The sequence below is a fragment of the Streptomyces sp. NPDC027663 genome (assembly GCF_055566415.1).
This window is the reverse complement of record NZ_JBVHSK010000003.1, coordinates 795,037-809,264: the sequence shown is the minus strand read 5'-3', so window position 1 is coordinate 809,264 and position 14,228 is coordinate 795,037. Positions and strand designations below refer to the sequence as shown.

The 14,228-nt window shown below is 72.4% G+C and carries 13 protein-coding genes; 4 read left to right on the top strand and 9 right to left on the bottom strand.

The genetic code is table 11. The features are described from left to right. Window positions 1-56: 56 nt before the first annotated feature. The 5 genes from ACZ4SF_RS13065 to ACZ4SF_RS13045 all read right to left on the bottom strand — a co-directional run bounded on the left by ACZ4SF_RS13065 (window position 57) and on the right by ACZ4SF_RS13045 (window position 6,145). Window positions 57-839, bottom strand: coding sequence for a hypothetical protein (locus ACZ4SF_RS13065; RefSeq protein ID WP_468382333.1), 783 nt, complete (start codon window positions 837-839; stop codon window positions 57-59). After that, window positions 839-2,101, bottom strand: coding sequence for a VWA domain-containing protein (locus ACZ4SF_RS13060; protein WP_468382330.1), 1,263 nt, complete (start codon window positions 2,099-2,101; stop codon window positions 839-841). Before ACZ4SF_RS13060 ends, ACZ4SF_RS13065 begins: the two co-directional genes overlap by 1 nt. 75 nt (window positions 2,102-2,176) lie before the next feature. After that, window positions 2,177-2,944, bottom strand: coding sequence for an NUDIX hydrolase (locus ACZ4SF_RS13055; RefSeq protein ID WP_468382326.1), 768 nt, complete (start codon window positions 2,942-2,944; stop codon window positions 2,177-2,179). A gap of 40 nt (window positions 2,945-2,984) precedes the next feature. Further along, on the bottom strand, window positions 2,985-4,526 hold the full coding sequence (locus tag ACZ4SF_RS13050; RefSeq protein WP_468382323.1) for a hypothetical protein: 1,542 nt from the start codon (window positions 4,524-4,526) through the stop codon (window positions 2,985-2,987). A gap of 107 nt (window positions 4,527-4,633) precedes the next feature. Further along, window positions 4,634-6,145: an IucA/IucC family protein gene (locus ACZ4SF_RS13045; protein WP_468382320.1), complete on the bottom strand. Its 1,512-nt coding sequence runs from the start codon at window positions 6,143-6,145 to the stop codon at window positions 4,634-4,636. Window positions 6,146-6,283: 138 nt separating this feature from the next. Here ACZ4SF_RS13045 and ACZ4SF_RS13040 point away from each other — a divergent pair, with 138 nt between their 5' ends. Then, window positions 6,284-7,783, top strand: a complete 1,500-nt coding sequence (locus ACZ4SF_RS13040) for an IucA/IucC family protein (protein WP_468382317.1) — start codon at window positions 6,284-6,286, stop codon at window positions 7,781-7,783. Between the two features lie 10 nt (window positions 7,784-7,793). Here ACZ4SF_RS13040 and ACZ4SF_RS13035 read toward each other — a convergent pair whose 3' ends face one another. After that, window positions 7,794-8,564 (bottom strand): CAP domain-containing protein, encoded by a 771-nt coding sequence (locus ACZ4SF_RS13035; RefSeq protein ID WP_468382314.1) that lies wholly within the window; start codon window positions 8,562-8,564, stop codon window positions 7,794-7,796. Between the two features lie 423 nt (window positions 8,565-8,987). On the opposite strand from ACZ4SF_RS13035, the gene ACZ4SF_RS13030 reads away from it, so the two are divergent. Together ACZ4SF_RS13030 and ACZ4SF_RS13025 are read left to right on the top strand one after the other, a co-directional pair. Beyond that, complete coding sequence (locus ACZ4SF_RS13030) at window positions 8,988-9,902, top strand: HipA family kinase (protein WP_468382311.1); 915 nt, start codon at window positions 8,988-8,990, stop codon at window positions 9,900-9,902. After that, the gene (locus tag ACZ4SF_RS13025) at window positions 9,899-10,174 is read left to right on the top strand and encodes an Rdx family protein (RefSeq protein ID WP_468382308.1); all 276 of its coding nucleotides are present in this window, start codon (window positions 9,899-9,901) and stop codon (window positions 10,172-10,174) included. Before ACZ4SF_RS13030 ends, ACZ4SF_RS13025 begins: the two co-directional genes overlap by 4 nt. 7 nt (window positions 10,175-10,181) lie before the next feature. On the opposite strand, the gene aceB is transcribed toward ACZ4SF_RS13025, so the two are convergent. Both aceB and ACZ4SF_RS13015 read right to left on the bottom strand, forming a co-directional pair. Then, on the bottom strand, window positions 10,182-11,807 hold the full coding sequence (gene aceB / locus ACZ4SF_RS13020) for a malate synthase A (RefSeq protein WP_468382305.1): 1,626 nt from the start codon (window positions 11,805-11,807) through the stop codon (window positions 10,182-10,184). A 184-nt stretch (window positions 11,808-11,991) separates the two neighbouring features. Further along, window positions 11,992-12,600 carry a nucleotidyltransferase family protein gene (locus ACZ4SF_RS13015; protein WP_468382302.1) on the bottom strand — a complete coding sequence of 203 codons (609 nt, stop codon included), beginning with the start codon at window positions 12,598-12,600 and terminating at the stop codon, window positions 11,992-11,994. A 143-nt stretch (window positions 12,601-12,743) separates the two neighbouring features. Here ACZ4SF_RS13015 and ACZ4SF_RS13010 point away from each other — a divergent pair, with 143 nt between their 5' ends. Beyond that, complete coding sequence (locus tag ACZ4SF_RS13010; RefSeq protein WP_468382299.1) at window positions 12,744-13,058, top strand: DUF5955 family protein; 315 nt, start codon at window positions 12,744-12,746, stop codon at window positions 13,056-13,058. Window positions 13,059-13,320: 262 nt separating this feature from the next. Here ACZ4SF_RS13010 and ACZ4SF_RS13005 read toward each other — a convergent pair whose 3' ends face one another. Beyond that, window positions 13,321-14,118 carry an IclR family transcriptional regulator gene (locus ACZ4SF_RS13005; protein ID WP_468382296.1) on the bottom strand — a complete coding sequence of 266 codons (798 nt, stop codon included), beginning with the start codon at window positions 14,116-14,118 and terminating at the stop codon, window positions 13,321-13,323. Between the last annotated feature and the right edge of the window lie 110 nt (window positions 14,119-14,228).

Here is a 14,228-nt window from a genome sequence, read left to right as displayed (position 1 = left end):
TTCCAGCCCGCCCGGGCGGGAAAAGGCGAAGGCCCGCCGGCAGGCGGGCCTTCACGCTACGACGGCCGTCCGGACCCCCGCGTCAGCGCATACCCCCCGATCCCGGCGAGCGCAGCGAGCACGGCTCCGATCCCGGTCCACACCCACCGGTCGGACCACCACCCGGACGACCAGCCGTCGTCCGAGCCGAAACTGGACAGCACCGCGCCCTTGGAACCGTCCTCGTCCGTCGCGGACTTGACGGCGATCCCGGGAACGAGCGGCTTGCCCAGCGACCCGTCCACGGCAGCGGCGCCGCCGATGTCCTTGGATCCGGCACGCACCTCGGCACTCACCGGCTGGCCGAGGTCGGCGGCGGCGAGGTCGACCACCGTCAGCCGGACGTAGTACGTGCCCGGCAGCGGGTCGGTGGCCCACGGCTCCGCCCAGCCGCGCACCGTACGCAGCACACAGGCCAGCTCGACCGAGCCGGTGCCCTGCGCGGCGGTGCGGGTCGCGGCTCCGTACTGGCAGGCCTGCCGGCGCCGCAGCCCGTCGTACACGTCGAGCTGCCACGTCTCGGAGCCGTGCGTGTCAGGGAGCTTCACCGTCGCCCTGACGGTGGGGCGCTGCCCGGTGTCCGCGGGGAACGACCAGTACAGGTAGTCGCCCGTGGATCCGGACGCGGTGGCCTTCTGCCCCTGCTCGATCTCCGTCGCCGTACGGAACGAGGTGCCCGCCCGGGTGGGCGCCCTGTCGTCGCCGGAGGCGCTCGGGGAGGGCGAGGAGTCGGCGGCGGCCGGTCCGGCGGCCAGTCCCAGCGCCAGCAGTGCGGCGCCCAGCACACGTGTGATACGCATCAGTTCGTCCTCCAGACGGCGACCCGCCAACGCGACAGCCAGCCCCACAGCAGACCCGCCAGGAAGCCGATCAGCACCAGGGCACCCAGCAGCCACCAGCCGCGGCCGAGCCCGAAGGCGGCCACGTCATGGTGCCCGGAGGGCCCGTCCACGACGTCCACGGTCAGCTCCAGCGGCAGACCGGGCTTGGTCTTCACCCCGGCCGCGGCCGAGAAGGAGCTGGCGACCTGCAGGCACACCGTCTCCGCGGCGGCCGTGTCGTCGTCGCTGTCCGCCTTCGGGTAGCGCAGACCGGTGGAGATGACGTCCGTACGGCCGGTGCCGGCGGCCTCGCCGCGCACGATCTCCCGGCCGTGCACCGTCACCGCCCGCAGCAGCACACCGTGGTTCGGGCTGACGGCCCGGTCGTCCGCCACGCTCACCGAGGCGCGCAGTTCCTGGCCGGGCTCGACGTCCACCTTGTACCAGCGCTGCTGCCCGAACTCGGCCCGGTCGGTGTACAGCCCGGACTTCAGGGCCGGAGCCTTCTCGCAGCTGTCCGCGCCCTCGGTGGCCACCGGCGTGACCACCGGATCGGCCGCCCGGTCGACCAGCTCGCCGACCCGGTCGGACAGTTCTTCCTTGTGCCGTACGTCGGTGTAGGTGCCGCCGGTCGCGTCCGCGATGCAGCTGAGCTGGTCGCGCGTCTTGGCGTCCGGCACCAGGCCGAGGGTGTCGATGGTCAGCCCGATGCCCTTGGCGGCTATCTCCCGGGCCACCTCGCACGGGTCGAGCGGCTGGCAGGTGTCCTCGCCGTCACTGATCAGGACGATACGGCGGGTGCCGGAACCGCCGTTCAGGTCGTCCGCGGCCTTCAGCAGCGCGGGCCCGATCGGGGTCCAGCCGGTCGGCGCCAGCGTGGCCACGGCCGTCTTGGCGTCGGTCCGGTTGAGCGGGCCGACCGGGTAGAGCTGCTCGGTGTCCTTGCAGCCTTCCTTGCGGTCGTTGCCGTGGTAGTTGGCGCCCAGCGTCCGGATGCCGAGCTGGACCTCCTCCGGGGTGGCGTCCAGCACCTCGTTGAACGCCTGTTTCGCCGCGGCCATCCGGGTGCCGCCGTCGATGTCGCGGGCGCGCATGGAACCGCTGACGTCCAGCACCAGTTCGACCTTCGGAGCGGCCTGGTCCGTCTCGTCGGCGACCGCTCCGGCCGGGAACGCGATCCCTGCCGTCAGGGCGGCGAGCAGAGCGCAGACTCCCGCTGCCAGCCGTTGTCTTCTGATCATCGGCGGATCCTATTGATCAGACGGGCCAGACTCCAAAATGCCGGGTCACCGTCTCCGCCGGCCGCCCGGTCGCGCTCAGGTGCCCCCGTCCGGCGCCCCGGCCCCGGACACGTCCGGCGTCCCCGGTCCGAACAGGCCCGCGATACGCGCCCGGTACAGCGCGGCGAGGGAGAAGCCGTCGGTGATCCGCCCGTCGGCCGCCATCTCCTCCGCCTCGGCCGCCGTCACGGTGATCGCCCGGTGGATCCCCTCGCCCTTCTCGACCTCACCGATGCCGTCGACACGCACCGCGTAGAGGGCGACCTTGTGGGCCAGCAGGCCGGTGTCCGGGTGCATCTCGCCGAGGGGTATCACCGCGGTCGGGGTGGCGGCGATCTCCTCCCGCAACTCCCGGGTGACGTTCTCCGTCGCCGTGGCACCCGGCTGCCCGAAGCCACGCACCACCTCCCAGTGCCGGCTCCGGGTGGCGTGCCGGTAGTGCTCGATCAGCACCACCCGCCCCTCGGGGCCGAGCAGCGGCAGGATCACCACGCCGGGCGAGGAGCCCGGGGGCGGCAGGATACGGTCGTACAGACCCAGGCGGCCGTCCGGGAAGCGCACCGGATCACGCAGGTACCACAGGTGACGTCCGGCCGACACCACACCCACCGGGACCGGTCGCAGCGCGGCCCGCACCCGCGCCCACAGGGCCCCGAACGGTCCGCCGCGGCCACTGTCGCGAGCCGTGGTCACCTGGCGCCGGGCCGCGCGGATCTGTGACGCATCCGTGAGGATCCGGATCCCCTCGGGATCGTCGCGAAACCACTCGGGGGCGTCCCGGCGAAGGGCCTCGTACCGGTTCATCGGGGACTCGGCAGGCTGTGCAAGGGCGTTCTCCGGCTCGTCAGTATTCCGGCAGGTCTTCGTTGTCCTGGGTGGTCGCCGAGGCCGTGCCCGTCGGGGCCGTACCCGCGGCGTCCCGGTAGCCCGGCAGGCGCCGCACCAGGTCGTGGAACTGTGCCCATTCTCGTTCACTCGCCAGTCGTACGGTGGCGATCTCGCGGGCGAACCTCTGTTCCTGCCGTCCGGCCATGCGGTTGCGCAGCACCAGCTGCACCGAACCGGTCAGCGAGCCGCTCACCGTGAGCGGCAGGATCGAACCGGCCACTTCCCAGACGTCGTTGCCGCTGACGGCGGTGAACACGGCCGCGCCCACCGTGACGACGACCTCGACCACCGGACGCCACGCCGTGGGCCGGGCCTGTCGGCGCTCCCGCGCCAGCTTGAGGATCTCCGCGTTGAGCCGGACGTAGCCGTCGAAGACCCGTCCGACGCCGTCGTGGAACGCCTCCGGAGCGGCGGTCAGCTCGCCGAACGCCTGGATGTAGGCGTTCCAGGCGGGGGTCTGCCGCAGCCGCCAGATGTCGTGCAGGGTCAGGGCGTTCACCGCCTCCGGCGTCAGACGGTCCTGAACGGCGGCGAAGGTCTGCCGTCGCAGGAACGTCAGCAACTGCTCCGGATCCTGGACGACTCCCACCGTGGCGGCCCTGGCCTCGCGGGCCTCCTGCAGCACCACGCGCCGCAGGCTGCCGACCGGAGTGAGCGGGTAACGCCCCAGGGCGTCGGCCAGGTTGACGTTGTAGATCAGATCCAGGAGCTGCTTGATCTCCGCCGCGAAGGGCTTGCCGCGGTCGTATCTGCCCTCCGCCACGTTCGTCCCCGGGACGGAGACGAACTCCTCGTACAGGGTGTTGCGCACGACCGGCTGTCTGCGGACGCTGAGGCCGTTGCTGAAACCGACCACCTCGCCCAGCCGCTCGCCGAACCGGTCGGCGTCCTCGCGGGCGACGCCGACGTGGGCGGCGAGGATGTCGATGTCCTTGGCGGTGAGCCCCTGGACCTTTTCGGTGAAGGGCTGGTAGAGCCGCATCCGGGTGCGGTCCCGGTTCTCCTGGTCGCCCGCGGAGTCGTCCCACGACATACGGACACAGCGCACCCGGTCGCCGGCCGCCAGGCCCGCCAGCGTCTCCTGCCAGGCGGTGAAGCCTTCACGCCGCAGGTGGAGATGGCCGGGCGGCTCCTCGGCCGGGTGCCGCTCGCCCAGGAGGAAGGGGACGATCGCTCCCGAGGCGAGAAGCCTTCGATGCGCCGCGCGAGCCTCCCCCTCTTCGACCAGGTCGCGGCTGATCGCGTCGTTGTTGTAGAAGTAGGCGCGGTTGACCACGACTTGGCTGGCGTTGATGAGGCCGCGGAAGTACTCGGCCCGCACCTCCCGGACGCGCCGGCGACCGACCTGGTCCAGGGACTGACCGCGCTCGATCATGTCCTTGGTGAGCTGTGCGGGGACCCACTGGTTGTCCAGCGACTGCGCGATCACGGCCCCCGGTTCCAGCTGTTCCGGCTGTATCGGCGTCATCAGGCTGTCACTGCTGTCGACGTCAGTCATCTGCTGCCCTCAAGGCTCTCGTGTCCGGGCTGACCTCCCAGAGGTACACCCTGCGGACGGTCATGCTGACGCCAACGCGATTTCAGGACTGCTGATATGACGCAAAATCAGTCAGCAGTCGGAAAAAGCGTCGCGCAGGGATGGGGCAGCGTCGTCCAGAGGTCTCCGGTCCGGTCGGGGGAGAGGCGCATCAGGGTCAGGGCCTTCGTCGGTACCGGGGTGTCGTACAGGGATGCCAGGTCGGGGGTGTGCGGCAAGGCGGGCAGGGTGGTTCGGAGCGCTGTGGCCAGGGCCGGGCCCGAGCCCGCCGTGGCGGCCAGGGCACCTGCCACCAGGGAGCCGAACAGCTTGCGCCGCAGCGTCGTTTCGTCGTCCGTGACCAGGCGGCCGGTGAGGGCGGGCGCGGGGATGCCGTGGCGGGACAGGCGGGCGGGGCTGATCCGGATGTCGGCCAGGTCGCGGTAGACCAGGCGCAGCGGAGCGCCGTCGGCCGACAGGACGACCAGAAGGTTCTGGCCGTGGGCCTCCAGGGCCACGCCGAGGTCCAGCAGGCGCAGGCCCACGGTGAGCGCCAGCCGGGTGAACGAGGCCAGCCAGGCGGGCGACTCGGGCAGGGCCGTGGTGGCGAGCGCGGCCACCGGCAGCACGCGTTCACCCGGTGCCGCGTACACCTCCGGCGACTCCCGCAGCAGCGCGGCCAGGGCGGGGGAGTGGGCCGTGACCGCTCCGAGCGTGCGGGTGACGTGCAGCAGGCCGTCGGTGCGCGCCGCCAGGTCCTCGGCGAAGGCGGACAGGGTCGCCGCGGCCCGCACCGAGTAGCCGGAGATGTCCCGTACCGACGAGGTCAGCCGGGCGCTCAGCGCGGTCTTCACGTGCGGGCCGCCGGGCAGCGCCAGGGTACGCAGGGACATCAGCGGCCGGGCCGGGCGCCAGGTGTCGTAGGGCCGTCCGAGCACATGCGCGGCCTGCCACGGGTGCACCGGCACCAACAGCCGCCCGCCCGCCCGCAGTTCCGTCGGCCAGTCACCGGACACCAGGCACTCGGCCGCCGGCACCGGCACCGTGCCCAGGTCCACCACCGGCCCGTGCTCGGGGCCGTACGCCAGCTGGTCCGCCACCGAGAACCCGGGCCGGGAACGGCAGTTGGGGTGGAACGGATGCCCGTCGACCACCCGCTGCTCCCACTCCCAGTCCTCATCCGGCCACTCCTTCGAGTGATCCGAGCCCGCCCGGGACAGCGCCAGCGAGGCCACACTGTGCGCGAGTTCGGCCGCGAAGGAGGCCGCGTGCGGCACCCCGAGGGCGGCCATCAGGCGCGCCGGATCGTCGTGGCGTTCCCGGTCGAGGCGGACGGCGGTGACGTACGCGCTCGTGGCGTACGGGTCCGCGTGCGGGCCGTGCAGGGTCCGGCCGTCGCCCAGGCGCAGCGCCAGGCCGTGCGCCCCGCGCACCCGGCCGGCGAGCCATGGCAGCGGCTCATGGGCCAGCGCCCGCCACAACCGGGTCAGCACGGCGGCGCGGGCACCCGGGAGCTCCGCCACGTACCGGGGCAGCAGGCCGGGCCGGACGGTGGCCAGCTCCTCGGTGATCTCGGCCTCGGCGATGGTGGGACGGTGCACGGTCGGCTCCTCGGGTACGCGGGCACGGCACGATTGTCGGTGACTGCCGGGGACGACAGCCATACTGATCATCACCGGCTCCCGCGCGGCGCACCCGGCGCGCGCAGGGACGACAGCGGGCCCCTGGACGACGGACGAATGGAACGCGTGGACCTCACACCCCCCACCGCCGAGGCCGGCCGGCGCGCCGACGCCTATGCGGCAGCGTCCCTGCTCAACTGTCTGCTGCGGGAGGTGGCCGAGCCGCTCCCGGACGTCGGTGACCGGCGCGTCCACCGGCTGCCGGGCGGCCGCCTGCTGCGGGTGCGTGCCGGGCGGCGCCCCGCGGAGCCCGAGGTGTGTGCGGCCGGGGCCTGGCGCCGGATCGGCCACTCGGAACTGGTCAAACTGGTCGCCGAGGAGTTGCGCCGGCACACCGGACTGCCCGGCGGCGACCTGCCCGCCGAGATGATCGACAGCCGGGACGCGATCGCCGCCCTGCTCACCGCCCGTGAGCGGGCCACGGCCCCCGCGGACCCGTATCTGCGCTCCGAGCAGTCCCTGCTCACCGGCCACCCCTGCCACCCGGCGCCCAAGGCGCGCGGCGGCGGCCCGGTCGCGTCCTGGCTGCCGTACGCACCCGAGGCCCATGCCCGCTTCGCGTTGGTGCTGCTCGCCGTCCGCGAGGACCAGGTCACCGAGGAGGGCGACACCACCGCCCTGGACGCCCTGGGCACGGCCCCGCCCGGCTACCGGCTGCTGCCGGCCCACCCCTGGCAGCTCGACCTCGTCGCCCGCGACCTCGCCCCCGCGTTCGCCGACGGCCGTCTGCTGCGGCTCGGCACGACCGCGTTCGACACCTGGCCCACGGCGGCGATCCGCACGGTGTACGAGCCGCGCCGGGACCTGTTCCTGAAGTTCAGCCTGGACGTCCGGATCACCAACGACGTCCGCCGGCTGTGGCGTCACGACCTGCGCAGGCTGCGCCGCACCGACATCGCGGCCGGGCACGCCTTCGCGGCGATGGGACCGCCCGCGGCCTGGCTGAGCGACCGCGGCTACCGCACTGCGGCCTTCGCCTTCGAGGAGCTGGCCGTGCTCGTCCGGGACGGTTTGCGCGGCCATCTGCTGCCCGGTGCCACCCCGTTGCTCGCCGCGGGCCTCGCCGAAGGCTTCGACGGCAGCCCGCTGTCCGCCACGGCCGACCCGGAGGGCTGGTGGGAGGCGTATCTGCGGCAGGTCGTACCGCCCGCCCTGACCGCCTTCCACGACCACGGGGTTGTCGTGGAGGCCCATCTGCAGAACACCCTCGTCGCCGTGGACGGGGCCGGCATGCCCGTGCAGGCCCTGTTCCGGGACTCGGAGGGCGTCAAGCTGCTGCCGGACGTGCCGCGTGCCGCCGGCTGGGAGCGGCTGGTGTACTGCCTGGTCGTCAACCACCTCACCGAGATCGCCGCCGCCCTCGCGGAGCACCGGCCGGGTCTGGACCCCTGGCCGGCCGTCCGGCGTGAACTCGCCCGGCACGACCTGCCCGAGATCCCCGCCCTGCTCAGCGCGCCCACCCTGCCGGGCAAGACCAACCTGCTGCTGCGCTGGACCGGCGCGGACGGCGCGGACGCCCGCTATCTGCCCCTGCCGAACCCGCTGGCAGGGGCCTGACCCGCTCGGATCACCGGGCGGTGCCGAAGTCCTGGGTCCAGTAGCTGCCGGGCTGTGCGAGACCGACGCCGATCTCCTTGAACCCGCAGTTGAGGATGTTGGCCCGGTGTCCCGGGCTGGACATCCAGCCCGCCATGACCTCTTCCGCGGTGGTGTAGCCGTAGGCGACGTTCTCGCCGTAGCTGCTCCAGGTGTAGCCGGCGCGCGTGATGCGGTCGCCGGGGGAGGAGCCGTCGGATCCGGTGTGCGACATGTTCCGGTGGGCCGCCATGTCCGCGCTGTGCGCCTGCGCGGCCTTGGTCAGGTCGGCGTTCGGAGTCAGGGCCTGGCACCCCGCCTTGGCGCGTTCGGCGTTGACGAGCTGCACGATGCGAGCGGTGACGCCGGACGCGGTGGCGGTGGGCTTCGGGGTGCTCGGCGCGGCAGGGGCCGTGGACGGAGCGGTGGGGGCCGCGGGCGTGCGGGGCACGGTGGTCCGCCGGGGCTCGGGGGCCGCGGTCTTCTTCCCGGCGCTCGGGTGAGCGGTTGCCCTCGGCGCGGCCGGCGCGGTGGGCCGCGGCGCGTGCGTGACATCACCGTTGCGGTGGTGATGGCGGTGCTGGCGGTGGCCGTGGTGCCACGGTGCCGTGGGCGTGCTCGTCGCGGCGACGGTTGCCGGGTCGTCCGTGGCGGACGGCCAGTCGGAACAGGCCAGGGCGACGGACGGTACGCCGACGGCGCCGATGGCGACGGTGGCGATGACTATGCGCCGGTAGTGCTGCGTCTTGCGATGCTTGCCCATGCGTGAACCCTCATTCGGTGATCGCCGGGCGCTCATTCTCAGGACCCCTTCACAGGGAGCGCAAAGGGCTCGTCCACTATCGGGCTTCGTAGGTACCCACGCCCCTTGCCAGACACGCAAGGACCTGTCGTCTTCGCGTCCGCGACGTTTGCTGTTTGCTGTCGGCCCATCAGGAACGCCGCTCTTGCGGGGAATGCGGGCGGAGGGTGAGCAGGCGGCGCACCTGCGAGCGAAGGCTCCCCGCTGCCCCGACCAAGACGGACAAATCCCATATGTCGTCGGCGGCGCGTCTACTAGTCCGCTTGGTTAGTAGCCGACCCCTGCGTGAGGGATGTCACATCAGCCCCCTGGTGCCTGTCCCCCGGAGGCCGGGGGCGACTACGCCGCCCGGACCCTGCGGTGATCCGCATATAGCCTGAGAGGATGCTGCCCGAGGTCACCGCCACCCGCTACGTGGAGCCCCTGCGGTCCGGCGGCTCCGTGCCCGGAGTCGTCGAGGCCGATGACCTGGGAACGTACGTCGTGAAGTTCACCGGCTCGGCGCAGGGACACAAGGCGCTGGTCGCCGAGGTGATCGTCGGTGAGCTCGCCCGCGCGCTCGGCCTGCGCTTCCCGGAACTCGTCCTCGTCCACTTCGACCCCGCCATCGCCGACGCAGAGCCGCATCAGGAGGTGCGCGACCTGCACAGCGCCAGCGCGGGCCTCAACCTCGGCATGGACTATCTGCCGGGCGCCCGGGACTTCACGCCGAAGATCGCCAGGTCGTTCCCGGTGGACCCGGTCGAGGCCGGGCGGATCGTCTGGCTGGACGCGCTGACCGCCAACGTCGACCGTACGGTCCACAGCTCCAACCTGATGGTCTGGCCCACGCTCGGCACCGCGCCCCCGCGGCTGTGGCTCATCGACCACGGCGCCGCCCTCGTCTTCCACCACCGCTGGGACACCACGACCCCCGGCAGGAAGTACGACTTCCGCCACCACGCCCTCGGCCACTACGGCCCCGACCTGCGCGCCGCCGACGCCGAACTCGCGCCCCGCGTCACGGAGGAGCTGCTGCGCGGCATCGTCGCCGAGGTGCCGGACGCCTGGCTGGCCGAGGACGCCGGATTCGCCACTCCCGACGACGTCCGGGACGCCTACGTCGGCTACCTCCTGGACCGCGTCCGGCTCTCGCCCCAGTGGCTGCCCACCGATTTCCCGAGCCGTGAGGAACTCGCGGCCGAGGAGGCCGCCCGCGCGGCGAAGACACGGGCGGGCCGTCCGGACTGGCTGAAGCGGGTCCCCGACCTGCACGGCAAGCCGACGGTGGAACAGGATTGGTCGGTGCACCCGGGATGAGCCAGACGGTCCAGATCGAGTACTGCACCCAGTGCCGGTGGCTGCCGCGTGCCACCTGGCTGGCGCAGGAACTGCTGACCACCTTCGAGGCCGAGCTGACCGAGCTGTCGCTGAAGCCGGGCACGGGCGGTGTCTTCGTCGTCCGCGTCAACGGCGAGGTGGTGTGGGACCGCCGGGAGCAGGGCTTCCCGGAGCCGACGGCGGTGAAGCGGCTCGTACGCGACCGAGTGGCCCCGGGAAAGCCCCTGGGCCACTCGGACCGCTCGCAGTGAGCGCCGGTCAGCCGCCCAGCTGCTGGTACGCCGGCAGGGTGAGGAAGTCGGCGTAGTTCTCGTCCAGGGACACCTGGAGCAGCAGGTCGTGCGCCTCCTGCCAGTGGCCGGCCGTGAACGCCTGCTCGCCGATCTCCTTGCGGATGGCGTCGAGTTCCTCCGCGGCGACCTTGCGGGCCAGCTCCGGCGTGGCCCGGTCCCCGTTCTCGAACTCGACGCCCGCGTTGATCCACTGCCAGATCTGGGAGCGGGAGATCTCGGCGGTGGCCGCGTCCTCCATCAGGTTGAAGATGGCGACGGCGCCGAGCCCGCGCAGCCAGGCCTCGATGTAACGGATGCCGACCTGGACGGCGTTGACCAGGCCGTGGTAGGTCGGCTTCGCGTCCAGCGAGTCGATCGCGATCAGGTCGGCGGCCTCGACGTGCACGTCCTCGCGCAGCCGGTCCTTCTGGTTCGGCTTGTCGCCGAGGACCTTGTCGAAGGACTCCATGGCGATCGGCACCAGGTCGGGGTGGGCGACCCAGGAGCCGTCGAAACCGTCGTTCGCCTCACGGTCCTTGTCGGCGCGGACCTTCTCGAAGGCCACCTTGTTGACCTCGGCGTCCCTGCGGGACGGGATGAAGGCCGCCATGCCGCCGATCGCGTGCGCGCCGCGCTTGTGGCAGGTGCGGACGAGGAGTTCGGTGTAGGCCCGCATGAAGGGTGCGGTCATCGTGACGGCGTTGCGGTCCGGGAGGACGAACTTCGCGCCGCCGTCACGGAAGTTCTTCACGATGGAGAACAGGTAGTCCCAGCGGCCTGCGTTCAGCCCCGCGGCGTGGTCACGCAGTTCGTAGAGGATCTCCTCCATCTCGTACGCGGCCGTGATGGTCTCGATGAGGACGGTGGCGCGGACGGTGCCCTGCGGGATGCCGACGTATTCCTGCGCGAAGACGAACACCTCGTTCCACAGCCGGGCCTCGAGGTGGGATTCCGTCTTGGGCAGGTAGAAGTACGGGCCCTTGCCGAGGTCCAGCAGCCGCTGGGCGTTGTGGAAGAAGTACAGGCCGAAGTCGACGAAGGCGCCGGGCACCTGGGTGCCGTCCGCGTCGACGAGGTGGCGCTCGTTCAGGTGCCAGCCGCGCGGGCGCATGACGACCGTCGCCAGCTCCTCGTTCGGCCGCAGGGCGTACGACTTGCCGGTGCGCTCGTCGGTGAAGTCGATGTTCCGGGTGTAGGCGTCGATCAGGTTGACCTGGCCGAGGACCACGTTCTCCCAGGTGGGCGCGGAGGCGTCCTCGAAGTCGGCGAGCCAGACCCGCGCGCCCGAGTTGAGCGCGTTGATGGTCATCTTGCGGTCGGTGGGGCCGGTGATCTCGACGCGCCGGTCGTTCAGCGCGGCCGGGGCCGGGGCGACCCGCCAGGAGTCGTCCGCGCGGACAGCGGCCGTCTCGGGCAGGAAGTCGAGCGTGGAGGTGCGGGCGATCTCGGCGCGGCGCTCGGCCCGGCGGGCGAGGAGTTCGTCACGGCGCGGGGTGAACCGCCGGTGCAGCTCCGCCACGAAGGCGAGCGCCGCGTCCGTGAGGACCTCTTCCTGCCGGGGCAGGGGCTCGGCGTCGACGATGGCCAGCGGGGACGGCGCTGGTGCGGACATGAGCTGTCACTTCCTTCAGCGGTGGCACCGGGTGCCAAGTGGCACGAATGGGACAGTGAGCGCCGACTGTGCGGGCAGGCGCTTCTGAACAGTGGATAGTAGTTTCCTCATTGTGGAACTTCAATGGTTTGTTGATGTCGAGATTCTCTGAGTCGAGGCAAGGTGGCGCCCAGTGCCACCCCGTTCACTCAAGGTGGCTCAAGTCGGCCTCGGTGTCGATGTCGTAGGGTTCGGCGACGTCCCCGCACTCCACGAGCCGGATCCTGCTCGCGTGCCCCGACAGGTAGGCCCGCGCCCCCCGGTCCCCGGTGGCCGTCTCCGCGATCCCTGCCCAGTGGGCCGCGCCGAGCAGCACCGGATGCCCGCGCAGTCCGTCGTAGGCGGCGCAGACCAGCGATTTCTCGTCCTCGTACGCACCGAGCACCCGGGCCACCGCGGCGGGCCCGATGCCGGGCTGGTCGACCAGGCTCACCAGGGCCGCGCGGGCGCCCGTGCCGGCGAGCGAGGCCAGCCCCGCGCACAGCGAGGAGCCCATGCCCTCGGCCCAGTCCGGGTTGTCCACGAGTACGCAGCCGGACAGCTCGGCGCGCTCCCTCACCTCGTCCGCGCGGGCGCCGAGGACGACATGGATCCGCCCGCAGCCGGCCGCGCGCAGCACTGCGGCCGCGTGTTCCACCAGGGGGCGCCCCCGGTGCGTCAGCAGCGCCTTGGGCCGCCCGCCGAGCCGTCTGCCCCCGCCGGCCGCGAGCAGCAGCCCCGCGACATCCGCCGGAGGGTCCTGGTCGTCCGTCATGGGTCCTGCATACCCGACGGCGGCGGAATCGGCCGGTTTTCCGGTGCCGGATCCCTTGGGCTGAATTTCGGTCCGCGCTGTGGCGCTCCCGCACGGGGTGGCGTTTACTGGCCCGCGCACGACGGCGTGCCTGGGGGAGGGCTGTGTTGCGGAGCTTGGGGCAGAGGCCAGTGACCGGCAGCGACAAGGATCCGAGGGTGGCGGAACTGTGTACCGCGGTGTCCCGGCTGCGCCGCGAACTCGCCGCGTTACCGGCGGACTTCCCCGACCGGGCGATAGCCGAGGACGAACTGGCGGCCCTGGCCGCGATGGCCGCCGGAGGCCTGCCGGAGATCCCGCGCCTGCGCAGCTCCCTGTTGCTGATCGCCGGCGCGATCGGCTCGATGAGCGCGCTGGCACGGGGGCTGTCGCAGGTGCGCGACGCCGTGGACCTCTTCGGCGAGCCGCCGCGGGCCTAGGGGGTGCCGTCCGGATCGGGCCGGCCGTCCCCGGGCGACCGCGCCGGACCCTCCTGGGCGCGGATCAGGCGTCAGCCGGGGAGCAAGTCCCGGTGGCCCCGGCGGAACGAGTCCGGGTGGCCCTGGCGGAACGAGTCCGGGTGGCCCTGGCGGAACGAGTCCGGGTGGCCCTGGCGGAACGAGTCCGGGTGGCCCCGGTCCGGGAGCCGGTCGGACTCCTCCAGGGGGTCGGTGGACCGGCCGGGCCGGCACCGCGCAGCGGTCACCCCGCGCTCTGGCTGACCAGAGCGGCCGAGAGTTCGCCGGCGATCTGCTGGAGCACCGGCACGATCTTGTCCGTCGCCGCCTCCGTGACCCGTCCCGCCGGCCCGGAGATGGAGATGGCAGCCGCGGTGGGGGAGTCGGGCACGGACACCGCGAGGCACCGCACGCCGATCTCCTGCTCGTTGTCGTCGACGGCGTACCCCGTCCGCCGTACGTCCTCCAGCGCCGCCAGGAAGCCGTCGGGCGTGGTGATGGTCTTCTCGGTGGCGGCCGGCATGCCCGTGCGCGACAGCAGGGCCCGTACCTCGTCGTCCGGTACGCCGGCCAGCAGTGCCTTGCCCACGCCGGTCGAGTGCGGCAGCACCCGGCGGCCCACCTCGGTGAACATTCGCATCGAGTGCTTGGACGGCACCTGTGCGACGTAGACGATCTCGTCCCCGTCGAGCAGCGCCATGTTGGCCGTCTCGCCGGTCTCCTCGACCAGCCGCGCCAGATACGGCCGGGCCCAGGTGCCGAGCAGCCGGGAGGCCGACTCGCCGAGCCGGATCAGCCGGGGCCCGAGCGCGTACCGCCGGTTGGCCTGCTGCCGTACGTAGCCGCAGGCGACCAGGGTGCGCATCAGCCGGTGGATGGTGGGCAGCGGCAGCCCGCTGGCCGCGGACAGTTCGCTCAGGCCGACCTCGCCGCCCGCGTCCGCCATCCGCTCGAGCAGGTCGAAGGCGCGCTCCAGGGACTGCACCCCGCCGGCGGCGGAGGGCTTGGCGGAGTCGTTGGTGCTGGCGCTGGACGTCGGCACGGCGCGTTCCTTTCGGGGCTGGCAGGAGGGAAGCAGCCTACCCGGCAGTCGGTTGACTCCCTGCTTGTACGTAGCTACGTTCTGCCTGCTGGAATTGTAATTCCGCTTTG